General features: G+C 72.9%; 27 protein-coding genes and 2 tRNA genes. 13 read left to right on the forward strand and 16 right to left on the reverse strand.

The window, feature by feature from the left end; translation table 11 throughout:
- Positions 1–19: 19 nt before the first annotated feature.
- A complete protein-coding gene (locus IRY44_RS22765; protein WP_194802269.1) occupies positions 20–328 on the forward strand; it encodes a metalloregulator ArsR/SmtB family transcription factor in 309 nt (102 codons plus the stop codon).
- A gap of 3 nt (positions 329–331) precedes the next feature.
- Entirely contained in the window at positions 332–853 is a 522-nt protein-coding gene (locus IRY44_RS22770; RefSeq protein WP_194802270.1) for an SRPBCC family protein, read from the forward strand.
- 9 nt (positions 854–862) lie between these two features.
- On the opposite strand, the gene IRY44_RS22775 is transcribed toward IRY44_RS22770, so the two are convergent.
- A complete protein-coding gene (locus tag IRY44_RS22775; RefSeq protein ID WP_013287882.1) occupies positions 863–1246 on the reverse strand; it encodes a hypothetical protein in 384 nt (127 codons plus the stop codon).
- Between the two features lie 127 nt (positions 1247–1373).
- Between IRY44_RS22775 and IRY44_RS22780 the strand changes: the two genes are divergently transcribed.
- Positions 1374–2330 carry an ATP-binding cassette domain-containing protein gene (locus IRY44_RS22780; RefSeq protein ID WP_194802271.1) on the forward strand — a complete coding sequence of 319 codons (957 nt, stop codon included), beginning with the start codon at positions 1374–1376 and terminating at the stop codon, positions 2328–2330.
- Complete coding sequence (locus IRY44_RS22785; RefSeq protein ID WP_228532615.1) at positions 2327–3151, forward strand: ABC transporter permease; 825 nt, start codon at positions 2327–2329, stop codon at positions 3149–3151. The genes IRY44_RS22780 and IRY44_RS22785 overlap by 4 nt, the downstream gene beginning before the upstream one ends.
- A gap of 55 nt (positions 3152–3206) precedes the next feature.
- Here IRY44_RS22785 and IRY44_RS22790 read toward each other — a convergent pair whose 3' ends face one another.
- Positions 3207–6350: a BTAD domain-containing putative transcriptional regulator gene (locus IRY44_RS22790; RefSeq protein WP_194802272.1), complete on the reverse strand. Its 3144-nt coding sequence runs from the start codon at positions 6348–6350 to the stop codon at positions 3207–3209.
- Between the two features lie 47 nt (positions 6351–6397).
- On the opposite strand from IRY44_RS22790, the gene IRY44_RS22795 reads away from it, so the two are divergent.
- Positions 6398–7090 carry a hypothetical protein gene (locus IRY44_RS22795; protein ID WP_370584992.1) on the forward strand — a complete coding sequence of 231 codons (693 nt, stop codon included), beginning with the start codon at positions 6398–6400 and terminating at the stop codon, positions 7088–7090.
- A gap of 27 nt (positions 7091–7117) precedes the next feature.
- On the opposite strand, the gene IRY44_RS22800 is transcribed toward IRY44_RS22795, so the two are convergent.
- The 3 genes from IRY44_RS22800 to IRY44_RS22810 form a co-directional block, all read right to left on the reverse strand.
- Positions 7118–7504 (reverse strand): DUF6036 family nucleotidyltransferase, encoded by a 387-nt coding sequence (locus IRY44_RS22800; RefSeq protein WP_194802273.1) that lies wholly within the window; start codon positions 7502–7504, stop codon positions 7118–7120.
- Positions 7505–7556: 52 nt separating this feature from the next.
- Positions 7557–7949 carry a hypothetical protein gene (locus IRY44_RS22805; RefSeq protein ID WP_194802274.1) on the reverse strand — a complete coding sequence of 131 codons (393 nt, stop codon included), beginning with the start codon at positions 7947–7949 and terminating at the stop codon, positions 7557–7559.
- Between the two features lie 80 nt (positions 7950–8029).
- On the reverse strand, positions 8030–8791 hold the full coding sequence (locus IRY44_RS22810; RefSeq protein ID WP_194802275.1) for a GNAT family N-acetyltransferase: 762 nt from the start codon (positions 8789–8791) through the stop codon (positions 8030–8032).
- A gap of 156 nt (positions 8792–8947) precedes the next feature.
- Between IRY44_RS22810 and IRY44_RS22815 the strand changes: the two genes are divergently transcribed.
- Positions 8948–9415, forward strand: a complete 468-nt coding sequence (locus tag IRY44_RS22815) for an SRPBCC family protein (protein WP_194802276.1) — start codon at positions 8948–8950, stop codon at positions 9413–9415.
- A gap of 50 nt (positions 9416–9465) precedes the next feature.
- A complete protein-coding gene (locus IRY44_RS22820; protein WP_194802277.1) occupies positions 9466–10653 on the forward strand; it encodes an aromatic acid exporter family protein in 1188 nt (395 codons plus the stop codon).
- Between the two features lie 5 nt (positions 10654–10658).
- On the opposite strand, the gene IRY44_RS22825 is transcribed toward IRY44_RS22820, so the two are convergent.
- The 3 genes from IRY44_RS22825 to IRY44_RS22835 form a co-directional block, all read right to left on the reverse strand.
- Positions 10659–11243 carry a GNAT family N-acetyltransferase gene (locus IRY44_RS22825; RefSeq protein WP_194802278.1) on the reverse strand — a complete coding sequence of 195 codons (585 nt, stop codon included), beginning with the start codon at positions 11241–11243 and terminating at the stop codon, positions 10659–10661.
- A gap of 125 nt (positions 11244–11368) precedes the next feature.
- The gene (locus tag IRY44_RS22830; RefSeq protein WP_228532616.1) at positions 11369–11866 is read right to left on the reverse strand and encodes a hypothetical protein; all 498 of its coding nucleotides are present in this window, start codon (positions 11864–11866) and stop codon (positions 11369–11371) included.
- The gene (locus tag IRY44_RS22835) at positions 11863–12369 is read right to left on the reverse strand and encodes a SigE family RNA polymerase sigma factor (RefSeq protein WP_194802279.1); all 507 of its coding nucleotides are present in this window, start codon (positions 12367–12369) and stop codon (positions 11863–11865) included. The genes IRY44_RS22830 and IRY44_RS22835 overlap by 4 nt, the downstream gene beginning before the upstream one ends.
- A 108-nt stretch (positions 12370–12477) precedes the next feature.
- On the opposite strand from IRY44_RS22835, the gene IRY44_RS22840 reads away from it, so the two are divergent.
- Positions 12478–13269 (forward strand): aminoglycoside N(3)-acetyltransferase, encoded by a 792-nt coding sequence (locus IRY44_RS22840; RefSeq protein ID WP_194802280.1) that lies wholly within the window; start codon positions 12478–12480, stop codon positions 13267–13269.
- A gap of 131 nt (positions 13270–13400) precedes the next feature.
- On the opposite strand, the gene IRY44_RS22845 is transcribed toward IRY44_RS22840, so the two are convergent.
- Entirely contained in the window at positions 13401–13841 is a 441-nt protein-coding gene (locus IRY44_RS22845) for a hypothetical protein (RefSeq protein ID WP_269697452.1), read from the reverse strand.
- A gap of 586 nt (positions 13842–14427) precedes the next feature.
- Here IRY44_RS22845 and IRY44_RS22850 point away from each other — a divergent pair.
- The 3 genes from IRY44_RS22850 (at position 14428) to IRY44_RS22860 (ending at position 16376) form a co-directional block, all read left to right on the forward strand.
- Positions 14428–14859 (forward strand): hypothetical protein, encoded by a 432-nt coding sequence (locus IRY44_RS22850; protein WP_194802282.1) that lies wholly within the window; start codon positions 14428–14430, stop codon positions 14857–14859.
- Between the two features lie 118 nt (positions 14860–14977).
- The gene (locus IRY44_RS22855) at positions 14978–15655 is read left to right on the forward strand and encodes a hypothetical protein (RefSeq protein WP_194802283.1); all 678 of its coding nucleotides are present in this window, start codon (positions 14978–14980) and stop codon (positions 15653–15655) included.
- Positions 15656–15701: 46 nt separating this feature from the next.
- Positions 15702–16376, forward strand: a complete 675-nt coding sequence (locus tag IRY44_RS22860) for an HAD family hydrolase (RefSeq protein WP_194802284.1) — start codon at positions 15702–15704, stop codon at positions 16374–16376.
- 170 nt (positions 16377–16546) lie between these two features.
- Here IRY44_RS22860 and IRY44_RS30800 read toward each other — a convergent pair whose 3' ends face one another.
- From IRY44_RS30800 to IRY44_RS22885, 5 genes are all read right to left on the reverse strand, one after another.
- A complete protein-coding gene (locus IRY44_RS30800) occupies positions 16547–16930 on the reverse strand; it encodes a hypothetical protein (protein WP_228532617.1) in 384 nt (127 codons plus the stop codon).
- 168 nt (positions 16931–17098) lie between these two features.
- Positions 17099–17175: transfer RNA gene (locus IRY44_RS22870), tRNA-Ile, on the reverse strand.
- A gap of 120 nt (positions 17176–17295) precedes the next feature.
- Positions 17296–18531, reverse strand: coding sequence for an FAD-dependent oxidoreductase (locus IRY44_RS22875; RefSeq protein ID WP_194802285.1), 1236 nt, complete (start codon positions 18529–18531; stop codon positions 17296–17298).
- Positions 18524–20659: an MMPL family transporter gene (locus IRY44_RS22880; protein ID WP_194802286.1), complete on the reverse strand. Its 2136-nt coding sequence runs from the start codon at positions 20657–20659 to the stop codon at positions 18524–18526. The genes IRY44_RS22875 and IRY44_RS22880 overlap by 8 nt, the downstream gene beginning before the upstream one ends.
- Positions 20660–20837: 178 nt before the next feature.
- Positions 20838–20910 (reverse strand) — tRNA-Asn (locus tag IRY44_RS22885).
- 269 nt (positions 20911–21179) lie between these two features.
- Here IRY44_RS22885 and IRY44_RS22890 point away from each other — a divergent pair.
- Positions 21180–21566, forward strand: coding sequence for a hypothetical protein (locus tag IRY44_RS22890; protein ID WP_135241524.1), 387 nt, complete (start codon positions 21180–21182; stop codon positions 21564–21566).
- Positions 21567–21662: 96 nt separating this feature from the next.
- The gene (locus tag IRY44_RS22895) at positions 21663–22844 is read left to right on the forward strand and encodes an ROK family transcriptional regulator (protein ID WP_194802287.1); all 1182 of its coding nucleotides are present in this window, start codon (positions 21663–21665) and stop codon (positions 22842–22844) included.
- 135 nt (positions 22845–22979) lie between these two features.
- Here IRY44_RS22895 and IRY44_RS22900 read toward each other — a convergent pair whose 3' ends face one another.
- The gene (locus IRY44_RS22900; protein ID WP_194802288.1) at positions 22980–23987 is read right to left on the reverse strand and encodes a sugar phosphate isomerase/epimerase; all 1008 of its coding nucleotides are present in this window, start codon (positions 23985–23987) and stop codon (positions 22980–22982) included.
- Positions 23988–24161: 174 nt separating this feature from the next.
- Complete coding sequence (locus IRY44_RS22905) at positions 24162–26270, reverse strand: ThuA domain-containing protein (RefSeq protein WP_194802289.1); 2109 nt, start codon at positions 26268–26270, stop codon at positions 24162–24164.
- Positions 26271–26287 lie beyond the last annotated feature (17 nt).

Here is a 26287-nt window from a genome sequence, read left to right on the forward strand (position 1 = left end):
GATGAGGCATATTGAAGGAGTGACCGTCGACGCCTTCACCGTGCTGGCCGAGCCCTCCCGGCGCCGCATCCTCGACCGGCTGCGCCGGGCGGAGAGCAGCGTGGGCGAGCTGGTGGACGCGCTGGGCATGAGTCAGCCGGCGGTCTCCAAGCACCTGCGGGTTCTTCGCGACGCCGGACTGGTCACCTGCCGCACGGCCGCGCAGCGGCGGATCTACCGGGTCGACACCACGCCGCTACGGGCAGTGGACGACTGGCTCGGGCCGTACCGGTCGATGTGGACCGCGCATCTCGACGCCCTCGAACGCCATCTCGACAGTCAGGAGTGACAGATGGACCGCGACACGTTCCGTCCCGGCCCGATCGCCCGGGTAGAGCTGACACCCGAGAACGAACTGGTCTTCGTCCGCGACCTACGACACCCGCCGGAGAAGGTGTGGGCCGCGCTCACCGACCCGGACCGGCTCGCCGAGTGGGCGCCGTTCCTGGCCGACCGCGACCTGGGCCGCACCGGTAACGCCGTGCTCAGCACCGTCGACGGCGACCAGAGCCACCCGGCACCGGCCCGGGTGCTGCGCGCGGACCGGCCGCACCTGCTGGAGTACACCTGGGGCGACGACAGGCTCCGCTGGGAGCTGACAGCGAACGGCGACGGCACCACTCTCACGCTGCGGCACCGGGTCGGCGGTCCGGACCTCGCCCCGATGACTGCCGCCGGCTGGCACATCTGCCTCGACGTCGCCGCGCATCTGCTCGACGGCGACCCGGTCGGCCCGATCCGGGGCGCGGAGGCGAAGGACTTCGGCTGGGCGGAGCTGCGCGACGCGTACGCCGAACGCCTGAACCGCGACTGACGACGGCAGTCACGCGGTCCGGCGGCGCAGCCACCCGGCGGCCCCGCCGACCAGCGTCGTCCCGATGGTGGTGCCGATCGCCACCAGTGCCGCACCGACCGCCCACAGGCCGGTGTCGTCGGTCGAGGCGGCGTGCACCGCCCACGGCACGGTGAACGCCACCGTCATCACTGTCGCCACCAGCCAGATGTTCAGCCACCAGCCGCCGACGGCGGCCAGCGCGCCCAGGGTCAGCACCGCGGCGGCGACCTGCCAGACCGCGTACGGCCCGCTCATGTCGCCGGTCTGCGGGTCCACGGTCCAGCCGGACTCCCAGCTCAGCCAGGCCACCCAGGCACCGGCAGTGGCCAGCGCCAGGAGCAGACCGCCGAGCAGCGTACGTCTCGTCGTCACGCCTCCGATCCTGCCCGGGCCGGCGGGGCGGGCGAATGAGCACGCGTACTCGATTCCGCCACCGCGCACACGGCGGTGTGCGCGGCGTGTGCGCCCGGTGCCAGCGGGCCCGGCCATCGTCGGCGTCATGAGTTACGCATTCGAGGCGGAGGGCCTGGTCAAGCGGTTCGGTACGACCACCGCGCTGGCCGGGATCGACCTCGCCGCACGACGCGGGACCGTGCTGGGGGTGCTGGGGCCCAACGGCGCCGGCAAGACCACAGCGGTACGGATCCTCGCCACGCTGTTGCGCCCGGACGGGGGGCGCGCCACTGTCGGCGGCCACGACGTGGTCACCGACGCCGCCCGGGTACGCCGGCTGATCGGGCTGACCGGCCAGTACGCCTCGGTCGACGAGGACCTGACCGGCACCCAGAACCTGGTGCTGATCGGCCGGCTGCTCGACCTGAGCCGCCGCGAGGCCCGGGCGCGGGCGGCGGAACTGCTCGCCTGGTTCGGCTTGACCGACGCGGCCGGACGCCCGGCCAAGACGTACTCCGGTGGCATGCGCCGCCGCCTGGACCTGGCCGCGAGCCTGGTCGGCCGGCCGGAGGTGATCTACCTGGACGAGCCGACGACCGGCCTGGACCCGGCCAAGCGGGAGGAGATGTGGGGCGTGGTCCGCTCGCTGGTCGACGACGGGTCGACGGTGCTGCTGACCACGCAGTACCTGGACGAGGCCGACGCGCTCGCCGACGAGATCTCGGTGATCGACCACGGCCGGGTGATCGCGCACGGTACGCCGGGCGAGTTGAAGCGGATCGCCGGCAGTCAGACGATCGTGGTCCGGCCGACCGAGCCGGGCCGGATCGGCGCGGTCGCCGAGATCCTGCGCGCCGCCACCGGGACCGATCCCGAGCTGCCCCGGCCGGGCGTGCTCACCGTGCCGGTGGACGACGACGCCACGTTCACCGCTGTGGTCCGCCGGCTCGACGACGCCGGCATCGGGGTGGTGGAGCTGGCGTTGCGGCTGCCCAGCCTCGACGAGGTGTTCTTCACGCTGACCGGCCACGGCGCCGAGGAGCAGGCGGAGGTGGCGGCATGACCACGACCACTCGTACGGCGGCGATGCCGTCCCGGCCCGCCACCGCCCACGCCGCGGTCCGTCCGTTCGCAATGGTCCGGCACAGTCTCGCGCTGGCCGGCCGCAGCCTGGTCAAGACGATCAGGACCCCGGAGCAACTGCTCGACGTCACGCTCCAGCCGGTCGTCTTCGTGCTGATCTTCGTCTACCTGCTCGGCGGCGCGGTCGCCGGCTCACAGCACGAGTACCTCCAGTTCCTGCTTCCCGCGATCATGGTGCAGACCGTGCTGTTCGCGTCCATCGCCACCGGCGTCAGCCTCAACACCGACGTGGAGAAGGGCGTGTTCGACAGGTTCCGCAGCCTGCCGATCGCCCGGTCCGCGCCGCTCGTCGGCTCGGTGGTCGGCGACCTGGTCCGGTTCGTGGTCTCCATCGCGGTGCTGCTGGGGTTCGGCTACGCGCTCGGCTTCCGGATCGGCACCGACCCGCTGTCCGCGCTCGCCGCCTGCCTGCTGACCATCGCGTTCGCGTTCGCGGTCAGCTGGATCGGTGTGCTGCTCGGGGTGCTGATGCGCAGTCCGGGCGCGGTGCAGGGCACGGCGTTCCTGCTGTTGTTCCCGCTGACCTTCGGCACCAACATGATGGTGCCGACGGACACGCTGCCCGGCTGGTTGCAGTGGTGGGTCGGGGTCAACCCGGTCGCCGACGTGATGGAGGCGGCCCGGGGCCTGATGATCGGTGGCCCGGTGGCCGGGCCGGTGAGCCGCTCGCTGCTCTGGACCGTGGCGATCATCGCGGTCTTCGCGCCGCTCGCCGTGCGCGCCTACCGCCGCCGCGCCTGACCGGCCGCGCCGCCCGGGACCGGTCCGCGCCGGGCCGGCCCGGGCCGCACGAGGATCAACCAGCCGGGTCGCCGCCCACGAACGCGAGGGCGTCGGCCCGGCTCAGGCCGTGACCCCTGGTGTACGCGGCGGCGTACCCGTCCTCACCCAGCTCCGCGCGCAGCCGCTCGGCGAGCCGCTGCGCGTCCGGGTTGGACCGGTCCGGCCGGCCGCGCAGCGAGTCGGAGACGCCGAGCAGTTCCGCCGCCCGCTCGTACCGGCCCTCCGCAGCGGCCAGCGCCACCCAGCCGACAGTGACGATCGCGACCACCGGCATGTCCCGGGCGGCGAGGGCCCGCGTCGTCGCCTCGTCGAGGCACCCGCGCGCGCCCGGCAGGTCATCGCGGGCCAGCGCCAGGTGGCCCATCTCGGCCAGCAGCAGGCCCCGGAACTGCGGGGCGACAAGCGGCGTCTCGGCCTGGCGGCGCATCGCCTCGGCGAGGCACTCCTGCGCCTCGTCCAGCGAGCCGTCGGAGCGGGCGATGCTGCCGAGCATCATCAGCCCGAACGCGCCGTCCCGGCCGTCCCGGTCGGTCACGAACCGGCGCAGTTCGGCCTTGGCGCCGGCCACGTCGCCGGAGCGGGCGCGGATGGCCGCGAGCCAGATCAGCTGGAAGCCCGGCTCGGAGGCCGGGTTGAGCTCCCGGGCCAGCCGAACCGACTCCTCCAGCGCCGCGGTCGCCGCCTCGAAGTCGCCGCGTTTGGTGAGCGCGTCCGCGTACTCGCTGAGCACGTGCGACAGGCTCATCCGCTCGCCCACGGCGCGCAGTTCGGCGGCGGCGTCGGTCAGGTCGCGCAGCATGCCCTCGGCGTCGCCGTCGTTCTCCTTGAACTTGCCGCGCATCCCCAGCAACGTGCCGTCGGTCCACGGGTCGGGGTGCCCGCGCGCCCGGTCGATCGCCGCGATCCCGGCCGCCGTGTCGTCGTCGAAGATCGACAGCATCGGTGCGAGCAGCCCCACGATCGGATGCTTGGTCCCCTCCGCCGCCCGCAGGGCCGTGGTCAGCTCGGCGAGCTGCTCCGGCGGCGGCACCTGCTCGCCGCGTGCCAGCTCGGAACCGATGCGGATGGCGAGCACCACCGCCCGCTCCTCCGCCGGTGCCGGGCCGGGCAGTGCCAGCGCGCGGGCCAGCACGTCACCGCCGATGCCGCCGTCGTCGCCCCAGATCACCAGCGGCAACGCCAGCCCGGCGCCGATGCGCAGCGCGGTGTCGGCGTCACCGGCGTCGCACGCGTAGTGCAGCGCGCCGACGATGTTCTCCCGTTCCGCCTCCAGCAGCCGCAGCCACGGCAGCTGACCGGCCGTGCGCAGGTGCGGCTCCGCGGTCCGGACCAGTTCCCGGAAGTACGCCGCGTGCGCGGCGTGCGCCCCGGCCACTGCCCCGGCGGCGGCGAGCCGTTCCAGCCCGTACTCCCGGATGGTCTCCAGCATCCGGAACCGCCCGTCGCCGACCACCTGGAGCAGCGACTTGTCGACGAGCGCGTCGAGCAGCGCGGCGGCGGCCGGGCCGGCGACGCCGGCCGCCGAGTCGGCGGTGACCGACGCCGGGAAGACCGCGAGCCGTTCGGCGAGCCGCCGCTCGTCGTCGGTGAGCAGCCCCCAGCTCCAGTCCACCACCGCCCGCAGCGTGCGGTGCCGGGGCAGCGCGGTGCGGCTGCCGCCGGTCAGCAGCCGGAACCGATCGTCCAGACCGGCCGCGACCTGCCGCGGCGACAGCGTCCGCAGCCGCGCCGCCGCGAGTTCGATGGCCAGCGGCAGGCCGTCGAGCCGCCGGCAGATCTCCACCACGGCCGCCACGTTCTCGCCGGTCACCGCGAACCCGGGCCGCACGGCGGCGGCCCGGTCACGCAGCAACTGCACCGACGGGTACGCGAGCGCGTCGCCCGGCGTCGCGTCCGCCGGTGGCAGCCGCAACGGGGGTACGGGTTCCAGCACCTCGCCGACGATGCCGAGCGGCTCCCGGGAGGTGGCCAGCACGCGCAGCCCCGAACAGTGGCCGAGCAGGTCCTCGGCGAGCCGGGCGGCGGCCTCGACGACGTGTTCGCAGTTGTCCAGCACGATCAGCGTCTCGTCGGTGGCGATCGTCTCCACCAGGCGGCCGAGCGGGTCGCGGGCCGGCGGGCGTACCGGCTCCAGCGTCCGGTCCCGGCGGCCGAGCGTGTCGAGCACGGCCCGTGGCACGTCCGCCGGGTCGGTGATCGGCGCCAGCTCGACCAGCCAGGCCCCGCCGGGTACGCCGTCGGCGAGCCGGCCCGCCGCCACGCTCGCCAGCCGCGTCTTGCCGGCTCCGCCCGGCCCGAGCAGGGTGACCAGGCGGTTGCCGGCGAGCAGCCCGGTGAGCCGGCGCAGGTCCTCGTCGCGCCCGACGAACGTGGTGAGCGCGGCCCGCAGGTTGCCCCGCGTCACGGCCGTCGGCTGCGGCGGTGCCGCCTCGCCACGCAGCAGCTCCAGGTGCGCGGCCCGCAACTGGGGCGACGGGTCCACGCCCAGCTCGTCGGCGAGCCGCTGCCGGATCCGCTCGTACGCCGCGAGCGCCTCGGCGGGCCGCCCGGCGGCGGCGAGCGTCCGCAGGTGCAGTTCGGCCAGCCGCTCCCGCAGCGGATGCGCGGCGGTCAGCTCCTCCAGTTCGGCGACGAGCAGCTCCGGCCGCCCGGTGCGCAGCTCCGCGTCGATCCGGTCCTCCTGCGCGGTGAGCCGCAGTTCCGCCAGCCGCGCCACCGCTGCCGCCGCGTACGGCGCGTCGGCGACCTCGGCCAGCGCCGGACCCCGCCACAGCGCGAGCGCGTCGCGCAACGTCGTCCGTGCCCCCGTCGCGTCCCCGTCACGAAGCGCCGCCCGCCCCTGCCGGGTCAGCCGCTCGAACCGCCCGGCGTCCACGTCGTCCGGGTCGAGGTCGAGCCGGTAGCCCGCCGGGCTGCTGCGTACCGCGAGCCCGGGCACCGCCCGGCGCAGCCGGGACACGAGCGTCTGCACCGCGTTGGCGGTGTCGGTGGGCGGCTCGTCACCCCAGAGCGCCTCGGCCAGCGCGGGCACGCTCACCGGCCGGCCCGGGTCCAGGGCGAGGCGGATCAGCAGCGCCCGCAGCCGCGCCCCGGCGACGTCGACCGGCCGCTCGCCGTCGCGGACCTCAAGCGGCCCGAGGATCCCCACCCGCACCATGCCACTCTCTCACCCGCCGTCGAACCGATGGTGGCAAGATCGCGGGCGTGACGAGTGTGTCCCGCCCGCTGCCACGGCTCGTGGAGGCGGAGGCGTTCGCTGACGTCCCGGCCGACCGGCTCCTGGCGGTGCTGGAGGTGGTCACGATGGTCCTCACGCTCCCCCACCGCGCCGCCGAGCGGGTGGACGCGCTGGTGGTGGCCACCGGCCAGGGCGAGGACTGGCGTCTCACCGACGCGATCCGCGCCTGGGAGACCAGTCCGGCGCTGCGGCACCTGCTGGTGGCGAACACCGATTCGGCCGAGCGGACGTACCGCCCGCTCACACTGGACCGGTTGCGCGGGCTCGGTCTGCGCCGGACCGACGGGGTCGTGCTCCAGCCCGAGCCGGTCACCGGCACCGGCCGGCAGGCCACCTGGGTCGTGGAGCAGGTACGGGCGCTGGGCGTCGGCAGCGTCGCGCTCGTCGTCTCGCCGTACCACCTGGTCCGGGTCTATCTCACCGTGCTGCGGGCCTGCGACGACGCCGGCCTGCGGATCCCGATGGTTCCGCTGCCAGTGGCCGTCGCACCGGACGCCCCGGTGCCGGAGACCGGCGCGGCCGGGTACGACCTGGTGGCCGGCGAGGTCAGCCGGCTGCTCCGCTATCCCGCCCAGGGGTGGATCGCCACCCCGGAACGGCTGCGCGACTACCTGCGCTGGCTCTGGTCCGAGCACCGCCCTCTGCTCACCGGCGTCTGAAGGTTCACCGCGCGGCTACTCCTGGCCTCAATCGGCGCCGAACACGTCGTCGAGCACAAGCCTTGCCCGGCCCGGCACCTCCTCCTCGGGAAAGATCTCGGCGCACAGATCCAGCGCCTGCTCGGCACTCGTCAGCCCGAGGTGATCGATGAGGAAGCGGATGTCTTCGGCATCCCGCCGCCGGGCGCCACCGCCAGGAGCCACATAGGCGCTCGCCTGCTCGTTGAGCCACCAGTGCGGCAGGCCGAGTTCGTCCGCCACCGCTCGGGCCTCGTCGAGAACCACCCCGTGCGGCTGGAAAACGGCGTCGATGTCCCGCGTCGACCGCCGCGCGTCGTAGGCCAAGGCCATCGCCGCGCCGCCGAAGATGTAGAGGTCCGCGATCACCCCCCGCTTCGCGAGCCGGTCGCCCAACCTGCGGAAGCGTTCTCGATCGCGGCGCGATCCAGAAGGGGATCTTCCGGCCTCATGCCACATCCAGCTCATGTGCGGAGACGTAGACGCCCCGGCGACGGAACGCCGCCGGGGCGTGAACGACCGCATCCACTCGAGCAGCTTTGGTGTTGAACGGGAACCAGAACCGCCGCAGCGACCGCGTCTCGACCCACGGCGGCGGGCCGTGCCCGTCCTTCGCGCTCAGGTGCTCGACCAGCGCCGCGAGAAACACGTCCCAATGCTCGTCTCCGGTGGGTGCCGGCTCCCCCTGCAGCAACCGTATGCGGGTCTCGCGCGGCTCCCAGCGGAACTCCTCCAGAAACTCCGCAACCAACCGCCAGCGACGGCTGTCGTCCACCTCGACGAGCAACTCGCCCAGCCGCGCCACAGTCAACGGCTCGTAGCTCGCAGCATGCTTCCCCACCCAGCCGACGCTAGTGCATGGAAGGAACCGCAGTGGACCGGCGCGGCGACCGCGAACTACGCCGCGTTGACGCCAGCGGCCTACGCCTCGGGGATCCGGACCGTGAGCACCCGGGTGAGGACGCGGAAGCCGGCCGCGTCGTACATCCGGCGGGCCGGGTTGCCGTCGACCACCGACAGGCCGACCGACGGCAGTCCTGCCTCGCGCGCGCCGCGCAACGCGTGCACCAGCAACGCCCGGCCGAACCCGCGCCGCTGCGCGCGGGGCGCGACGCCCAGGTTGAGGATCCAGACGCAGTCGTCGTCGGTCCACGGCACCGGCCCGGCGCACAGGACGTGCCCGGCGCTGCGGCCGTCCGGGTCGACCAGCCGTGCCGAGGCGGGCACCAGGGGCGGCACCGGCTCACCGGTGTCGAAGATCGCCCGTACCTCTTCGGTGTCGCTCGGCTGCCAGCGGCCGTCCGGGTGGTCCGGGCCGTACGCCGCGTCCAGCCCAGCGGCGAGGTCGTCGTCCCAGCCGGGGGCGCCGAGCGACCAGCCCTCCGGCAGCGCCACCGGTTCGGGTACGTCGGCCAGGTCGTGCCGCATGTCCGTGGCGGCCCGGTCCAGCGTCAACCCGTCGGCCACCAGGGCCGACGCGAGCGCCTCATCCGGCGTCTCCAGCCGGTGCCCGGCCAGGTCGCGCCGCACCTGCGCGACGAGCCGGGTCAGCGGCGCCTCGGGCAGCGCCCGGACGTCGGCCGCGACCGCCGTGCCGTCGTCGTCCCGCAGCCGCATCCGGGCCAGCGGCGTGTCGTCATCCCCGAGCAGCAGCGAGTCGTGGAGGTGCGGTCGTACCGGCATTCGTGGCAGCGTACCGGGCGCGCCCCGCTCCCGCTCCCCGCCGATCTTGGAGTTGTGGCGCCTCAGATGCCCGCTTCGCGGCTTACGCGAGCTGCCACAACTCCAAGATCGCCGAGCACACCCGCGGCGGGGTGGGGCGGGGCCTAGGGTTGGGGGGTGAGCAGGGTCGATCGGGGCAGCAGGACGATCGCCGCCGATCCGGGGGCGGTGTACGGAGCGCTCGTGGACCGGGCGGCCCTGGAAGCGTGGTTGCCGCCGGACGGGATGCGCGGGCGGATCGAGCGCTGGGATCCGCGGCCGGGCGGCGGGTTCCGGATGGTGCTCACCTACCTCGACCCGGCCGGCAGCCCGGGCAAGACGTCGGACGCCACCGACGTGGTCGACGTCGGGTTCGCCGAACTCGTACCGGCGCGCCGGGTCGTGCAGACGGCCGTGTTCCAGGCCGACGACCCGGCGTACGCGGGCACCATGACCATGACCTGGCACCTCGCGGCCGCAGGCGACGGCACCGATGTGACAGTCGCCGCCACCGGCGTACCGCCCGGCATCGACCAGGCGGTGCACGAGGAGGGCATCGCGTCCTCGCTGGCGCACCTGGCCGCGTACCTCGAGCCGGGCGCCTGACCACGACGGACGCCGGGATTGGCGGCGGCTTTTGCGGGTAGCCGCCGGCGGTGACCGGGCAGCGGGAGGGGCGCGGCGGCCGGCGGGGGTCGTCGCGGCGCGCCGGCCTGGACGCGGAACGGTTCGACGAGGCGTGGGAGCGCGTGAACGAGCGCGGCCGGGCCGCCGGGCGGGACCGGATGCAACAGTTGCGGATCAAGTCCGTACTCGCCGTGCAGGCCGGACTGGCGGCGGCGCTGGCCTGGGCCGCCGCGCGCTGGCTCACCGGCATGCCGAGCCCGATCTTCGCCCCGGCCGCCGCGGTCGCGGTGATCACCTCGTCGTTCGGGCGACGCCTTTCCAACACGGTTGAGCTGCTCGCCGGGGTGACGCTCGGCATCATCGTGTCGGACCTGCTGATCGGCGCCGTCGGCGCCGGCGTGTGGCAGACCGGCGTGATCGTCGCGGCGTCCGTCCTGGTCGCGCTGGCACTGAGTACGCGGGGCGGGATCGTGGGCAACGCCAGCGGTACGGCGGTGCTGCTCGGCGCGCTCTCCTCCTCCCGGCACACGCTGGAGTTCCCCCGCTTCGTCGACGCGCTGATCGGCGGCGGCGTGGGACTGGTGGTGACACTGCTGCTGGTGCCGATCAACCCGCTGCGGGTCGTGCGGCGGGTGGCCGCGCCGACGCTGCGGCAACTCGCCGGCCAGCTCGCCGCGACCGCCGCCGCGCTACGGCGACGCGACCACGACCTGGCCGACCGGGCGCTGAGCCGGTCGCAGGCGATCGGCGCGGACCTGGGCCGGTTCTGGGACGTCTTCGGCGGCGCGAAGGAGACCGTCGACCTCGCCCCGGCGCGGTGGCCGAGGCGGCGTTCCGTCCGGCACTACCAGCTCAGCGCGCCGGACGTGGACCAGGCGGTCTGGAACACCCGCGTGCTGGCCCGGCGGGCCGTCGTGCTGATCGAGGACGGGGAGCCGATACCGGAGAGCCTGCCGGACGCCGTGGAGGCGCTCAGTGCGGCAGTGCACGCCGTACAGGAGGAGGTTCTCGCCGGCCAGGGCCCGGAGGACGCCCGCCGCCACGCGCTGCGTGCGGTGGCGGCGGCGACGCGCGCGGAGCTGGCCGGGACCGGGCTGTCCGGCACGGTGATCGTGGGGCAGGTCCGGACCGCCGCGAGCGACATCCTCCAGGCGACCGGGATGGACCGGGCGGAGGCGCTGCGGCGCATCCGGGAGGTCGCCGCCGCGCAGTCGTGAGCCGGTCAGTCGTCCTCGCGGACGCGGGCGTGCAGATGCATGTCGTGCCGTCCGTCGTGGTGCACTGCAGCGCTGCGCTTGGTGCCCTCCAGCCGGAACCCGGCCTTGATCGCCACCCGGCACGACGCGACGTTGCCGGTCGAGTGGTCCAGCCACAGCCGGTGCAGCCGGCCGTCGCCGAGCGCCCACGCGCTCAGCGCCCGCAGCGCACCGGAGGCCACGCCCGCGCCACGGGCGGCCGGAACCACCCAGTACGCGCACGCGGCCTCGCCGTCGTCGAGGTTGAAGCCGCCCAACGTCATACGGCCCACCACCTCGTCGCCTCGGGTCACCGCCCAGCTCGCGCCCGTCTCCTCCTGCCAGGCACGACGGAAGTGGGCGAACCACCGGAGGACCTGCTCCGGCGACGTGGGCCGGCGGGTGTGCCAGCGGCGGATCTCCGGATCCTGGTAGGCGGCCAGGACGGCGGGCGCGTCCCCGTCCTCCCAGGGGCGCAGGACCAGGCCGTCGGTAGCGAACAGCGTGGGTTGCGGGCCGGTGGTGAGCGTGCCGGCGGGTACGGCGGATGGCGTCGACAGCGGAAAGCTCATGCCCGACTCTCCCCCGCGGACCGCCCCGCGTGTCAATCCGGTTCAGATCGGCAGCAGAGCTGGGCCCGCCACCATCGGCGCGGACCCAGCTCTCGGCACCGATCCGATCGGATCGTGCGCGTCGATCAGCGCCTGACGGGGCTCGGCGACGGGCCGACGGGGTTGTCCGACCGCACGCCCGGCGAAGCCGGGACCGGACTGGCCGGCATGCTCGGGTCCGGGTCGACCGGGACGGGCGACGGCGCGCCCGGCGAATCCGGGACGGGCGACGGTGCGCCCGGGCGAGTCGGGTCCGCGCCGTCCGGCATCCGCCGGCCGTCCGGGCCGACAGGGACGGGCGACGCCAGGCCCGGCGGGGGCGGAACCGGCTCGGTGCGGTCCGGCTGCGGGGCGCTCGTGCCCGGCTGCGGCGAAATCACCGGGTCGTCGTCCCGGCTGGCGTAGGCGAACGGCGCCCCGATCACCAGCACCGCCAGGACGCCCGCCGCACCTGCCGCCACCGTGTTGCGTCGACGGTTACGCACCCGCCGTTCCGCCCTGGTCAATGAGTCCTGCACAGTCGGTGCCTCCTCGGCGATGTCGGTGAGGGTGGCGCGGAGCAGACCTTCGAACGGATCACTCATCGCCGCATCTCCAGAAGCTCGCTGTCCGGCAGGATCTGACGCAGTCGGCTGACCGCCCGGTGGGTCCGGCTGCGCACCGTCCCGACCGAGCAGCCGAGCAGTTCGGCGACCCGGGCCTCCGGCAGGTCCTCGTAGTAGCGCAGGACCACGACGGTGCGCTGCGCCGGCGGCAACTGCCACAGCGCCGTCCGCAACGCCAGCCGCAGATCCGTACCGCCGGCCGGGTCGGCCACCACCGGCTCGTGCAGCCCGACCGGTGACTCCCGGCGACGACGCAACCGCCGCCACCAGCTCACCTGCTCCCGGTACATGACGGCACGGAGGTAGCCCTCCGGGTCGGCGTGCCGGATGCTCCGCCACTTCGGGATGACCTTCGACAGCGCCGACTGGAACAGATCCTCGGCACTGCTGCGGTCACCGGTGAGCAGGTAGGCGACCCGTATCAGCGCCGGCGCACGGCTCGCCACGAACTCGGCCAGCACCGCCCGTTCGTCCTCGTCCACCGCACCACCCTCGTTTTCTCGTTCACCAGTGACAGACGCCGGAGGGCACCGCCGCTATCCCGGGATCGGCGAGAATGCGGTGCGGCGGTTCCGCCTACACTGCGCCGCGTGGACCAGGCCGCACCGCACACCGTCACCTCGATCGCGTACGACCTGCGCGCGCTCGGCATCGTCCCGGGTGACGTTCTGCTGCTGCACTCGTCGTACCGGAGTCTCGGGTTCGTCGCCGGCGGCACCGAGGCGGTGGTGCTGGCGCTGCTGGCGGCGCTCGGGCCGGAGGGCACCCTCGTCGTGCCGACACACACCCCGGACAACACGGACCCGGCCGGGTGGCGGCATCCGCCCGTACCGGAGGCGTGGTGGCCCGTCATCCGCGAGCACACCCCCGGCTTCGACCCCGCGCGCACGCCGAGCCGGTGGATGGGCGCCGTCGCCGAGACGGTACGCACCTGGCCCGGCGCCCGCCGCAGCGACCATCCGCAGGTGTCCTTCGCCGCGCTCGGCGCGCACGCCGCCGACATCGTGGCGGGGCACCGCCTCGACGACGCGCTGGGCGAGCACTCCCCGCTCGGTGCGGTGTACCGGCTCGACGGCAGGGTGCTGCTGCTCGGCTGCGACCACAGCTCCAACACCTCGCTGCACCTGGCGGAGTGGCGGCAGGCGTCACCGCCGCGGGCGATGACGGGCTCGGCGGTACGGCTGCCGGACGGCACGAGCCGGTGGACCACGTGGACAGACGTCGTCACCGACGAGGACGATTTCGACCGGCTGGGCGCCGACTTCGAGGCGACAGACGGCGCGACGATCGGCCGGGTGGGCACCGCGACGGCCCGGCTGATGTCCCAGCGCACCCTGGTCGACTTCGCCACCGCCTGGATGGCCACGAACCGCGGGCGCTGACCGCCCGCCGCGCGGGTTCTTCGGCGATCTTGGAGTTGTGGCGCCTCGGATGTCCCGCACGCGGCTTTTACGAGGTGCCACAACTCCAAGATCGATGCGGACGAGGGCACCGGGTACGACGGGCCGCGCGTTCAGTCCGGCGGTTTGGGGGCGAAGGGGTTACGGCGGGGCTGGCGTAGTTCCCACTCCGCCGGGCACAGGTGGGTCCACGCGGCTCCCGTCACCGATCGCCGGTCGGGCAGCTCGTCGCCCCAGGCCGGCAGGTGGTTCTCGACCTGCCGGACGTAGCGCTCGTAGACGACAAGCTCGCGGTACTCCGGATCGTGCCGCCACAGCGCGTACGGCTGTTCGCGCAACCAGTCGCACGCCGCGTCGCCCTCGGCGACCAGATCCGCGGTCGGCGGCAACACCGCCAGCGGCCTGTCGTTCTGCCGGTCGCCGTACTGCTTCAGGTGCGCCAGGTATCCGTCCTCGTTCCGAGGGTGGGTCACGTGGACGCCGACGACGGTCACCGGCACGGCGAGCAGCGCGGTCGCGGCCAGTGCCGACACCACCCACAGGCGTCTGTTCACGCGGCAACCATAGGCCGCGGTGCATCTGTCCGTCGCCCCCTCGCAGCGGCGGACCCCGCCTACGATCCTGCGCATGAACTCGCCGCGCCTGCGCCTCCTCAGCTGCCTCGCCGTGCCGTTGCTGGCTGCCTGCGGCGCCGAACCGCCGAGATGGTGCCGCCGCCGGCATACACCTGCTGTACGGACCTGGACGTCGACAAGCCCTACCACCCGGGCCAGACCCTGACCGTGCAGTGGACGGTCGAGCCGGGCTCCACCTCGTCGCAGGTCGAGTTGACCGCGCAGCTCGCGGGCCCGTACGGCACGGTGGACGACCTGAAGGCCGCTTCGGCGGTGCCCGGGCTGGTCACCTTTACGGCGACACCGGTCCGGCCGGCGGCCGGTTCCGGCGAGCGTCCCGTCAGCACGATCGTGATCGGTCCCCGGATGCCAAGCCGGGCTTCTACGACCTGGTCACCTCAGTGGTCGGCGACGGCAACGCGCGACGCCGACGCGTGCAGGTTCTCCATCCGGCTAGCATGCCGACGCGAGTTGCGATCGGGAAGACAGGCGACGGCCGTCAGCGAAGACCATCTATCATCTGCCGGTGCTTCGCATACACCCCGCGTTTCTCGCCGTCGCCGTGGTCCTCGCCGCGTCAGGCTGCCAGGGCGACAGCCCCGCGCCGGAGCCCTCGTCGGGTGGCACCACGGCCCCCGCCTCGCATCCCGCCCTGGAGGGCGTCGCCCTGGCCGCCTGGGTGTGCGAGCAGATCAACGAGGTGGTGAAGAACGGCACCCACGGCGAACCGGCGACGATGCGCCCGATCGCCGAAGCGGCAAAGCGGTCCGGCGTCGATGGTTTCGACTTCAAGGGTTCGGTGCTCCTGAAGAAGGCCGACAAGGTCGAAGCGACGAGGGCGCACGATCCCTCAGTGGTCCTGGAGCTTCAGAGCAACGCTCTCGACCTCAGATGGACATGCAGAGGGGCGGTTCAGCGGCCCGGCTGGCCGAGTTCCACTCGCACCCCAGCCGAATGACCGGGACGGACGGCCTACTGCTACAGCGAAGAAGTGATTGCCCCGGGCGGCCGGCCCAGCCGGTTGATGGTCGCCACTGCGTCCGCCATGTATCGTCACGCTCCCGCAAGATCGCGAGATGGGACACGACGTGACGGTACGACGGTTCGGGCTCTGTGCGGCGGTCGCTGCGATGCTGCTCACCGCCTCGGCGTGTGGCCGCGCCGACGAGATGCCGGGCACGCCCACCGCCGTGGCGGCGAGCGCTTCCACGGAGTCACCCAGCGCTGCGGAGTCGCCCATCCCCACGCCCACGATGGCGACGGCCACACCGACCCGTGCACCCGAGACCTCGCCGCCCCCCCGGTCCTCGGGCACCCCGCGATCCTCGACGGCCCCCGCAGCTCCGACCACTACCAAGAAGGCCACGCAAGTGGCCACCGCCGGCAACAACAAGGCGGCCTGCACCGCCGTCAAGGGTCCGTTGGAGAAGGCCATCGCCGGCCTGATCATCCTGGTCGGGGTCGCCTCCAGCTCGACAGTGGAGGCCGAGCTCGTCAACGCCCGGGCAGAGGCGTCCACCCGATTGGTCAACCTCGAGGCGGTGGCGAACCGGGTGGCCGGCGAGCAGACCGACCGTACGCTGCGGAGCAAATTCAGGTCGCTCGCCGTGGCCGCAGGCCTGAAGGGCGTCGAAGTCCGCTCGATCAAGCCCAAGCTCGAACATGCGGAAGCGATCGTGAAGGTGGCGAGCGACACGGGCGACCTGGAGAGCGCGGTCGACAAGCTCGAGCCGGACTGCGGCAGGTACTGGTAGCTCGGCTGAGCCCACAGAACTCATCGTATTTATCTAGGGTGATGCGATGGCCGCCAAGCCCGTGACGACGGTACTGTTCGACTTCGCCTGGACTCTGTTCGCCAGGGACTCGGAACGCTGGGTGGGCAACGCGGCGGCATCGATCGGCCGGACATTGGCTGTCGGCGAGGAACACCGCATTGCCGGCGACTTCGCGGAACTGTTGCGGAAGACGGCCACGGATCCGGCCCACATCGCCCGGGATCTGGATCCGCGAGTCTGGGATCGGGCGATCCTCACCGTGTTGGAGCAGATTCCTGGGGTGGACCGGGCGCTGGCATCGGTCATGCACGAAACACACGCCGAAGCGATCGAGCCGTACGCCGACACCGTCGCCACCCTGTCCGCACTGCGTGACAGCGGTGTTCGCATCGGCGTCGTCAGCAACGTCGGCTGGGACATCCGCAAATGCTTCGCGCGGCACGGACTCGACGGCCATGTCGATGCGTTCGTCCTGTCGTACGAGGTCGGCTTCGTCAAACCGGACCCTCGGATCTGGGGCGTCGCCCTCGAAGCCCTCCATGCCGTACCGGGCCAGACCCTGATGGTCGGTGATCATCCCACCGGCGACGGCGGATCGGTTGCCGCCGGCATACCGGCGCTGATCCTGCCGATGGTGGAGTCACCGACGCAGAAACGCGGCTTCGAACACGTGCTCAGGCTTGCCCAGGTTGCGTCCTGACAGGTCTGTCGCCGGCACTCAGGGGAAACTTCTTGCGAAGTTGGTCCCTCGGCAGAGACCTTCGTGTGACGCGTCGCTCGTGCAGCCGGTGAGAAGCGTCGCGAGGGCTACCTGTCCCTTCATCTGCGAAATCAGGGGCGCGGCCGCCCAGCCGGCCGTCTCTGATGCCGCTACCAGATGATGATGCCGCCGCGTACCGCCTTGGCGCGCTCCACAGCGTGCTGCATGTTGGTCAGGTAATGGAGGATGCGATCCGCGTCGTATCCAGTCGCGGCGGATAGGTGCTCGACGTTCTCCGCCAGGAGTACGCACTCCTGCTCGAAGGCGTCGAGCCGGCCGGGCGGGACCTGGAGATTCCCACGGTTCTCGACCGTGATGTCAGCGAGTTGCGGCAGGAACATCGCGCCGAGACGCCGAGCGGCTGCGGAACCCCACAGCTCATGGCGGAAGCTCTCAGCTCCCACTCCAGTGCTGGTGCCCGGCGGATCCGCGACGACGTTCCGGCCGGCGTAGGCGTCGTCGTCCGGTATCCACACCGCGATGTCGAGGCTCATCCCACACTCCCGCCCTGTCGCGAATCATGGCGATCGTAAGCAACGACCGAATGCACCGATCCGCCGTGATCACTGTGGTGTGGCAGATGAGTTGGCGAACTTGCGAGGTGAACGGGCGGGCGGTGTTCGGCACGTACGTCGGCAGCAGCACTGACCAGGGAAAACAGGTGGTGGGGCGGGCGGGGTTCGAACCCGCGACCGAGGGATTATGAGTCCCCTGCTCTAACCGGCTGAGCTACCGCCCCGTGACCGCGCCGGATCGTAACCCGCCGATCGCTGCGCGGACCACCACCTACCGGGCGGAAACACGGCCGCGACAGCACGATGGGCAACGCGAGGATAACAACGCGCAACCCGCCGACGGCTCACCCGCGCCGCAAGTCCGCGAGGACCGCGCCGACCGTACGCCACCCGCTGGCGAGCGCCCCCTGGATGGACGGGCTGTCGCGGTGGTCGCCTGCCACGTACAGGCCGTCGCCGAGCGCGACCGGCTTGCGCAGCCGGCCCTGTGGTAGCGGTGCGGCCGGGAGCGCCTCCGGCACGGCGACTGTGGTGAGGTGGGTCCAGTCGGCGGTGGAGCGGCCGTAGAGGCGGTCCAGTTCGCGCCGGATCACCGGTTCGGGCGGGGCCTGCGGGCCGACCACCGAGGTGGCGACCAGATGCTGGCCGTCGGGGGCATAGGTGGGCGCGGCCCGGCTCACCACCACCGTGTTGGCGATCATTTCCCGCCGGTCGCCGTCGAGCAGCAGGATCGGCTCGTCCAGCGGTGCCGTGCCGGTGCGGTGGTAGTAGGTGGTGTAGGCGTGCATGCGTACCCTCGGCAGCCCTGGCAGCAGCGTGGCCGCCGCGGGCGGGTCGGCGGCGACCACGACGGCGCGGCAGGTGATCTCGCCGGACGGGGTGCGGACCCGGCCGGGTGCGACCTCGGTGACCGGGGTGTTCAGCTCGATCAGCTCGGCGGGCAGCGGCGCGGCGAGCGCCCGGGGCAGCGCCGCCATGCCGTCCGCCGGCAGGCCGATCCGGCCCCGGGCGAAGGAGCGCATGACGACCGCGAGGACGTGGCTGGAGGTGGCCAGCTCGCGGTCGAGCAGCACGCCGGACAGGAACGGCCGGAGCAGTTCCTCGATGATCGCGTCGGAGAGCCCGGCCCTGCGCAGCGCCGTCTCGGCGGTGGTCTCGGGTGTGCCGAGCAGCCGCCCGACCGGCACCGTGGCGTAGCCGGCGGCGAGCGCGGCGAACCGCAACCGGTCGGTCAGTGATCCGATGCCGGCGGTGAGCGTGCCGGGCGCGCCGGTCGGTTCGCGCAGCGGGTTGACCAGGCGTTCCAGCCGGTCGCCACGGCGTACCAGCACGCCGGGCGTGAACCAGCCCATCCCGAGCGCGCCGACGTCGACCAGGCCGGTGAGTCGCGGGTACGCGGCGTTGAGCACCTGAAAGCCCCGGTCCAGCAGGAACCCGTCGACCCGGTCGGTGGCGACCCGCCCGCCGAGCCGGTCGCCCGCCTCCAACAGCCGCCACGGCACGCCGGCGCGGTGCAGCCGCCGGGCGGCGGCGAGACCGGCCAGGCCGCCGCCGACGACCACCACGTCCGTGTCAGGCACGGTCCACCCCCGCCCCGGCTCGGTCGCCCTCGCGGTGCGACCGCGACAACCGGCCCGGCCACCAGACCTTCGGCCCGATGTCGTACGCGAGCGCGGGCACCAGCAGCGAGCGGACCACGATGGTGTCCAGCAGGACGCCGACGGCTACCGCCACGCCCAGCTCGACGAGCACCACGAGCGGCAGCACGGCGAGCGCGGAGAACGTGGCGGCGAGCACGATGCCGGCGGAGGTGATGACGCCGCCGGTGACGGCCAGTCCGGCGAGCACACCGGCGCGGGTGCCGCGGCGGACCGACTCCTCGCGGACCCGGCTCATCAGGAAGATGTTGTAGTCGATGCCGAGCGCGACCAGGAAGACGAACGCGAACAGCGGGAAGGACTGGTCGACGCCGGGGAAGTCGAAGACGTACCGGAACAGCAGCGCGCACAGGCCCAGCGTGGCCAGGAACGACAGCACCACTGTGGCGATCAGCAGCACCGGTGCGACGAGGGCGCGCAGCAGCAGGGCCAGGATGACCGCGATGACGAGCAGCACCACCGGGATGATGACGTCGCGGTCGCGTACCGAGGCGTCGGCGGTGTCCACGTTGATCGCGGTGAAGCCGCCGACCACGGCGTCGGCTCCGGGTACCCGGTGCACCGCTTCGCGCAGGTCGCGGATGGTGCGTTCGGCGCCGTTGCTGTCCGGCGGGTCGGCGAGCGTGACGTTGAGCTGCACCCGCCCGTCGACCACCTTCGGGGGTGCGTCCGGGTCGGGCGGCGCGTTCTCGCCCCGCTCGCCGAGCGGCAGCACCGAGGCGACTCCCGGTACGCCCTGCGCCACCTGGGCGACCTGCCGCGCGGTGTCCTGGGTGGTGAAGATGGTGGCGGGGCTGCCGGTGCCGGCCGGGAAGTGCCTGTCGATGACCTCCTGCCCGGCCACCGAGTCGGTGCGCTGGGTGAACAGCTGGGACTGGCCGAGCGTGGTGGCGCCGAGCTGGGTCACCCCGATCGCGAGGGCGGCGAGCACCACGGCGGTGACCACCCACACGGTACGCGCGCGGCGCGCCACGAAGCCGGCGATCCGCGCCCAGATGCCGTGTTCGGCGCGCGGGTCGGCCTGGTCGTACCGGGGTCGCCGGGGCCAGAACGCCCAGCGGCCGCCGAGGACCAGCAGCGCGGGCAGGAAGGTGAGCATCACCAGCAGCGTGGCGGCGATGCCGACGGCGCTGACCGGGCCGAGCGCGCGGTTGGAGTTGAGGCTGGACAGCAGCAGGCAGAGCAGGCTGACGATGACTGTGGCGCCGGAGGCGACGATGGCCGGGGCGGCGCCCTTCCAGGCGGTCCGCATCGCGTCCCAGGGGCGCTCGTGCCGGTGCAGTTCCTCCCGGTAGCGGGCGATGAGCAGCAGCGCGTAGTCGGTGCCGGCGCCGAAGACGAGCACGGTGAGGATGCCCTGTGCCTGCCCGTTGAGCTTGACGATGTCGTGGTCGGCGAGCAGGTAGACGAAGACGGCGGCGAGCGAGTACGACATCCCGGCAGCCAGCAGCGGGAAGATCCAGAGGACCGGGCTGCGGTAGACGACGAGCAGGATGACCAGCACCACTGTCAGCGTGACCAGCAGCAGCGGCCCGTCGATCGCACTGAACACCTCGATCAGGTCGCCGAGCAGCCCGGCGGGTCCGGCCACGTCGACGGTGAGCCCGTCGCGGTCCGGGCCGGCGATGTCACGCAGGCGTTCCACCACGGACCGGATCTGTTCGCCCTCGGCGCTGTCGATCGGCACGATCACCTGGGCGGCCTGCTCGTCCTGGCTGACGACCGGTGGCGGCAGCGGGCCGACCACGCCCGGCACCTCGGCGAAGCGGGCCGCGTCGGCCTGGATGCGCTGCTGGTCGGCGGGGGTGAGACCGCCGGGTCGTTCGTAGACCACGAGGGCCGGGGTGGTTTCCCGGTCGACGAATCCGCCGGCCAGGTCCTGCGCCCGGGTGGCCTCGGCGTCGGCCGGCAGGAAGGAGGCGTTGTCGTTCGTGGAGACCTCGCCGAGCTTGCCGGAGTACGGACCGGCGATGCCGCCGACGATCAGCCAGCCCAGCACCACCGCCACCGCGATCAGCGTCGCGGTCCAGCGGCTGCGTCCTGCGGCCATCTCCACCGTCCTCGAATCGACGCATCAATCGACGCAGCGGGAGTCTAGGTCGACGCCGACCATCCTGCCGGGCGAACGAGGCCTCGCGGGCGGAAACCGGGCAGCCGGGCACGCGCGAGGGGAGGCAGGAACGACGAACGCCCGCCGGATCTACCGACGGGCGTGAAGTGGAGCGAAGCTCCCCCGATTGGACTCGAACCAATAACCTGCCGGTTAACAGCCGGCTGCTCTGCCAATTGAGCTACAGGGGACCGTGCACCGCTCGGTTCGGATCTCTCCGCTCCGTGCGACGGGGACAAGAGTACAGGACATCGGGGGGTGGTGCGCCAGGGGGTTACCGGAGGAGGACCGGACCGGCTGACGCGCCAGGATTCCGGACAAATCGTCATCTCGGCACAGGGAGGCATGAGCGGAGAGCAGGATGGGTAGTTAGCCGTCGACAGAGAACGCAGGCGCGAGACGGTCGTTCCGCCGAGCTGGCGGGAAACCGGCGAGAGCGTCAGGTACGGAAGGAGCCGCCATGCGCGGAAAGATCATGTTTCTTGGCGGGCTGGCTGCGGGATTCGTCCTGGGCGCCCGTGCCGGCCGGGAGAAGTACGAGGAGCTGGTGGTCCGCGGGCGCAAGGTGCTCGACCACCCGACCGTCCAGGAGGCGGCCGGGGTCGCGCAGGCCCAGGCGAACCGGCTCTACTCGGAGGGCAAGGACAAGCTGGGGCAGACCAAGCTCGGTGAGAAGCTCGCCACCAACGGCGGCAAGCCGGGCATGACCGACGCCGACAAGCCGTTCGCCGGCACGCCGGCCGCGGTCGGCAGCCGCAGCGCCAACGGGACGGGCTCGACCAGCGCGTCCGGCTCGACCACCACCGGCACGAGCACCAAGCCGTCCAGCACCGGCAACACGCTCTGACGCAAGCGGACAGCGGGCCGGTCACCTCCGCGTGACCGGCCCGCTCCCGTGTGCGCGGGCGGCGGTGTGGCACATTCTCCGTGGGGAGGTGACCACATGCCGATGGTCGGACCGGAGACGGCGGATCAGGCGCGACTGCTGCGCCTGCTGCGCGACGACGGCCCACGCTCCCGGGTCGAACTGGCCGACCTCCTCGGCCTGCCCCGGGCACGGTTCGCCGCCGAGGTCGACCGGCTGACCACGCTCGGCCTGGTGGAGACCGCCGGGCCGGCCGCGTCCCGGGGCGGACGCCGCTCGTCGCTGCTGCGCATCGGCGCGCAGGTCCGGTTCGGCGCGGTGCTCGTCGGCGACGGTGTCCTGCGGGTCGCGCTCACCGACGGCGAGCTGAACCCGCTGGCCCGGCACGACGAGCCGGTGGACGTCCGGCTCGGGCCGGACGTGGTGGTCGGGCGCATCGTCGAACTGCTCGGCAAGCTGCGCGTCGAGGCGGGACTGACGTCGCTCACCGGCGTCGGCGTGGCGCTCCCCGCGCCGGTCGAGGTCCGCGACGGCTCGCCGGTGTCCGCGCCGGCCCTGCCCGGCTGGCACCGCTTCCCGGTACGCGACACGCTCGCCGCCGAGCTGGGCTGCCCGGTGCAGGTGGACAACGACGCCAACGCGATGGCCCTCGGCGAGCGGCACGCGGGCACCGGCCGGCCGTTCGACGACTTCCTCTACGTCAAGCTTGGCGAGGCGATCGGCTGCGGGCTGGTGCTCGCCGGCGCGCTGTACCGGGGCGCGGCCAGCGGGGCGGGCGACATCGGTCACTTCCAGCTCACCGAGGACGGGCCGCTCTGCGGCTGCGGCAACAACGGGTGCGTCGAGGCGTACTGCGGGGATGTCGCCCTGGTGCGGGAGGCGGTGACCGCCGCGCGGGCCGGCCGCTCGACGGCGCTGGCGGACCGGCTGGTCGCGGCCGGGACGCTGTCGGTGGCCGACGTGGCGGCGGCAACCGAGGGGGACCCGGCGGCGCAGACGCTGGTGCGCGACGCCGCCCGCCGGCTCGGGCGGGTGCTGGTCGGGCTGGTCAGCTTCGTCAACCCGGCCATCGTGATCATCGGCGGTGCGCCGGCCGGGATCGGGCCGGTCCTGCTCGCCGAGATCCGGGGCGTGGTCTACCGGCGGTCCACGCCGCTGGCCACCGGCAGCATGCCGATCGTCCTGTCCGACCTCGGCGACACCGCCGGCCTGATCGGCGCGGCCCACCTGGTAAGCACCCAGACCTACGCCGCCCGCTAGCCCCACCCCCCACCCCCCGCCCCGCCCTCCACCCCACCCTCCGCGCCGCCGATCTTGCACTTGCGGCCCTCCCGAAACGGGCATAAGCGGCATCACGTGGGCCGCAAGTGCAAGATCGCGCGCGCGGAAGGAGGGTCAGTCGCGGCTGCTGAAGGCGGCGTCGAAAGCTGCCGTGGGGGCGTCGAAGGCCAGGCGGCGGACGAACTGGAGCGCCTCCGGCGCGCCGACCAGGCGGTCCATGCCGGCGTCCTCCCACTCGACCGAGATCGGGCCGTCGTAGCCGATCGCGTTGAGCGCCCGGAAGCAGTCCTCCCACGGCACGTCGCCGTGGCCGGTGGAGACGAAGTCCCAGCCGCGCCGCAGGTCGGCCCAGGGCAGGTGGGAGGAGAGCCGGCCGCGCCGCCCGTCGCCGGTGCGGACCTTCGCGTCCTTGCAGTCCACGTGGTAGATCCGGTCGGCGAAGTCGAAGATGAAGTTCACCGGGTCCAGCTCCTGCCAGACGAAGTGCGACGGGTCCCAGTTGAGCCCGAACGCCTCCCGGTGCCCGATCGCCTCCAGCGTGCGCTTGGTGGTCCAGTAGTCGTAGGCGATCTCGCTGGGGTGCACCTCGTGCGCGAACCGCACGCCCACCTCGTCGAACACGTCCAGGATCGGGTTCCACCGGTCGGCGAAGTCCTGGTAGCCGCGCTCGATCATGGCCGGCGGCACCGGCGGGAACATCGCCACGGTGTGCCAGATCGACGAACCGGTGAAGCCGACGACTGTGCGGACGCCGAGCTTCGCCGCCGCCCGCGCGGTGTCCTTGATCTCCTCGGCGGCCCGCTGCCGCACCCCCTCCGGCTCGCCGTCGCCCCAGATCCGGGCCGGCAGGATGTCCTGGTGCCGCTCGTCGATCGGGTGGTCGCAGACCGCCTGGCCGACCAGGTGGTTGGAGACGGCGAACACCTGGAGGTTGTGCTTGGCCAGGGTGGCCCGCTTGCGCTCCACGTACGAGTCGTCGGCGAGCGCCTTGTCCACCTCGAAGTGGTCGCCCCAGCAGGCGATCTCCAGCCCGTCGTAGCCCCACTCGGCGGCGAGCCGGCAGACCTCGTCGAACGGCAGATCGGCCCACTGGCCGGTGAAGAGCGTGATGGGTCGCGCCATTGTCCTTCTCCCCTGTGGTGATGGGGGATTCCGTCACGGACCGGGGCGAGGACGACCGGAGGCGGCGGTCGCGTGGGCACCGGTGGACGCCGGAGCGTCTGCTCCCGGACGGGTTGCGCCTCCCGCCGGGTCACCGGCCACCTCGCGGTCGCCGCCTCCACTCTATGGCCTCCGTCAGGGCAGGGTCCAGCGCTGGTTCGCCGCACCCGTGCAGGTCCACAGGTGCACCGCAGTGCCGTCGGCCGAGTTGTTGCCGGACACGTCCAGGCACTTGCCGGACTGCGGGTTACGCACCGTGCCGTCCGCCTGCGCCGACCAGGTCTGCGCGCCGGTGCCGTTGCACGTGTAGAGCTGGATCTTCGTACCGTTGGCGTTGCCGCCACCCGACACGTCCAGGCACTTGCCCAGTGCCTTCACCGGCCCGTTCGGCGTCACCGTCCACGACTGCGCCGTCGAGCCGTTGCAGGTGTAGAGCTGGATCTGGGTGCCGTCGGCCGACGACCCGTTGCGCACGTCCAGGCACTTGCCGGCCAGGCCCCGGATCGGGCCGGTGCCACCGCTCGCGGTGCCGCGGACCAGTGTGAAGTCGTCGACGTCGAACAGCCCGGAGCCGCTGCCGGTGAACGTCAGGTGCACCGTCTGCGTACCGGACGGCACTCCGGTGAGCGCGGTGCTCACGTCGGCGAACGTGGTCCAGCTACCGGTGTTCGGCACCGCCACCTGGCCGAGCACCGGGCCGGTCGGCGAGCCGGTCCGCACCTGGAGCGTGCCGCCCGGGCCACCGGAGACCACCCGGGCGCGCAGCGACGTCACAGCGGTCAGGTCCAGCCCCGGGTACGCGGCCCAGTCGCCCGGATCCACGTACCCCAGGGTCTGGCCGCCGTTGGCACCGGCCTTGGGGTACGCGCTGACGCCGCTCGCCGAACCGAACGCCTCGGCCTGGACGGTGGTGTTGCCGGTCGGCGGCGGCGTGCCGCCGAGCTCCTTGATCCGGATGTTGCGGAACGACACGTCGTCGCCGGTGCCGTGGTTCTGGATACCGACGTGCCCGGCGAGCGACCGGGCCGGGTCGGTGTTGGCGAAGTCGTTGATCCGGACGCCGTTGAGGAAGACCTGGAGCCGCTCCCCCTCCACCAGGATCTCGTAGGTGTTCCACTCCCCCGCCGGGTTCAGCGCCGCGTCCCGGGCCGCCAGGTCGGCGGACTTGAAACCGTAGATCGCGCCGGTGGTCCGGTCGGCTGCGTCGGTGGGGTCGATCTGGATCTCGTAGCCGTTGTTCACCGCCGAGTTCGGGTCGCTCGACGGCGGGAAGCCGACGAACACGCCCGAGTTGTCGTCACCGGCCAGCCGCCAGTCCAGCTTCAACGAGTAGTCGGTGAACTGCTTCGCGCTGTACCAGTAGAGGCCCATGCCGCCGACCGAGGTGAGCGTGGCGTCGGCGTTTGTGAAGCTGCCCGGCCCGGCCTGCGACCAGCCGGTGGTGCCGCCGTTGTAGAGCGCGGTGTAGCCGGTCTCCGGCCGGCAGTCCGCCTTCGTACGCCCGGCGGCGTAGCGGATGCCGCCGAGCAGGTGCGACCGGAACGCCGCGTCGGCGTACGACGCCTGGGTGTGGCCGCCGCCGGTGTAGAAGGACCGGCCGCCGCTGTACGTCTTGCACCAGGCGTGCGGGTGGTCGCCGCCCATCGAACCCCCGGAGTACGTGGACTCGTCGAGGCTGGCCAGCACGTGCGCGGTGGAGCGGGCGTTGGTGCGGTAGTCGTACCACTCGTCGGTGCGGTTCCACCGCTGCGGCAGGTGCGCGGTGGCGGCGTGGGCCCGGTCCTCCACCGTCACGGTGGCCGGCTGGATGGCCGGGTGGGACGCGAACCAGGCGCCGACCAGGTTGCCGTAGAACGGCCAGTCGTACTCGGTGTCGGCGGCGGAGTGCACGCCGACGTACCCGCCGCCGGCGCCGATGTACGCCTCGAACGCCGACTGCTGGGTGGCGTTGAGAACGTCCCCAGTGGTGTTGAGGAAGATCACCGCCTCGAAGCGGGCCAGGTTGGCGGTGGTGAACTGGGCGGCGTCCTCGGTCGCGGTGACGGTGAAGTTGTTCGCCGCGCCCAGCTCCCGTACCGCCTGCGTGCCGACCGCGATGGAGTCGTGGCGGAAGCCGGCGGTCTTGGAGAAGACGAGCACGTCGTAGGGGGCGTCGGCGGCGGCGGCCGGGCTCGCGGGGACGGTGCAGGCGATGGTGGCGAGGACGGCGGTCACCGCCGCCAGCGCGGTGCGCACGAGTTTCATCTGGTTCTCCTTCATCC

It is taken from the genome of Micromonospora sp. ANENR4 (assembly GCF_015354395.1).
GTDB classification, from domain to species: Bacteria; Actinomycetota; Actinomycetes; order Mycobacteriales; family Micromonosporaceae; genus Micromonospora; species Micromonospora aurantiaca.

Excerpts from the sequence above, each read along its gene's own strand:
- IRY44_RS22905 (WP_194802289.1), bottom strand. The coding sequence starts at position 26,270 with ATGAAACTCGTGCGCACCGCGCTGGCGGCGGTGACCGCCGTCCTCGCC.
- IRY44_RS30800 (WP_228532617.1), bottom strand. The coding sequence starts at position 16,930 with ATGAGCCTCGACATCGCGGTGTGGATACCGGACGACGACGCCTACGCC.
- IRY44_RS22830 (WP_228532616.1), bottom strand. The coding sequence starts at position 11,866 with ATGAGTGATCCGTTCGAAGGTCTGCTCCGCGCCACCCTCACCGACATC.
- IRY44_RS22780 (WP_194802271.1), top strand. The coding sequence starts at position 1,374 with ATGAGTTACGCATTCGAGGCGGAGGGCCTGGTCAAGCGGTTCGGTACG.
- IRY44_RS22785 (WP_228532615.1), top strand. The coding sequence starts at position 2,327 with ATGACCACGACCACTCGTACGGCGGCGATGCCGTCCCGGCCCGCCACC.
- IRY44_RS22860 (WP_194802284.1), top strand. The coding sequence starts at position 15,702 with ATGGCCGCCAAGCCCGTGACGACGGTACTGTTCGACTTCGCCTGGACT.
- IRY44_RS22810 (WP_194802275.1), bottom strand. The coding sequence starts at position 8,791 with ATGCCGGTACGACCGCACCTCCACGACTCGCTGCTGCTCGGGGATGAC.
- IRY44_RS22855 (WP_194802283.1), top strand. The coding sequence starts at position 14,978 with ATGGGACACGACGTGACGGTACGACGGTTCGGGCTCTGTGCGGCGGTC.
- IRY44_RS22895 (WP_194802287.1), top strand. The coding sequence starts at position 21,663 with ATGCCGATGGTCGGACCGGAGACGGCGGATCAGGCGCGACTGCTGCGC.
- IRY44_RS22790 (WP_194802272.1), bottom strand. The coding sequence starts at position 6,350 with ATGGTGCGGGTGGGGATCCTCGGGCCGCTTGAGGTCCGCGACGGCGAG.
- IRY44_RS22770 (WP_194802270.1), top strand. The coding sequence starts at position 332 with ATGGACCGCGACACGTTCCGTCCCGGCCCGATCGCCCGGGTAGAGCTG.
- IRY44_RS22900 (WP_194802288.1), bottom strand. The coding sequence starts at position 23,987 with ATGGCGCGACCCATCACGCTCTTCACCGGCCAGTGGGCCGATCTGCCG.
- IRY44_RS22825 (WP_194802278.1), bottom strand. The coding sequence starts at position 11,243 with ATGAGCTTTCCGCTGTCGACGCCATCCGCCGTACCCGCCGGCACGCTC.
- IRY44_RS22890 (WP_135241524.1), top strand. The coding sequence starts at position 21,180 with ATGCGCGGAAAGATCATGTTTCTTGGCGGGCTGGCTGCGGGATTCGTC.
- IRY44_RS22880 (WP_194802286.1), bottom strand. The coding sequence starts at position 20,659 with ATGGCCGCAGGACGCAGCCGCTGGACCGCGACGCTGATCGCGGTGGCG.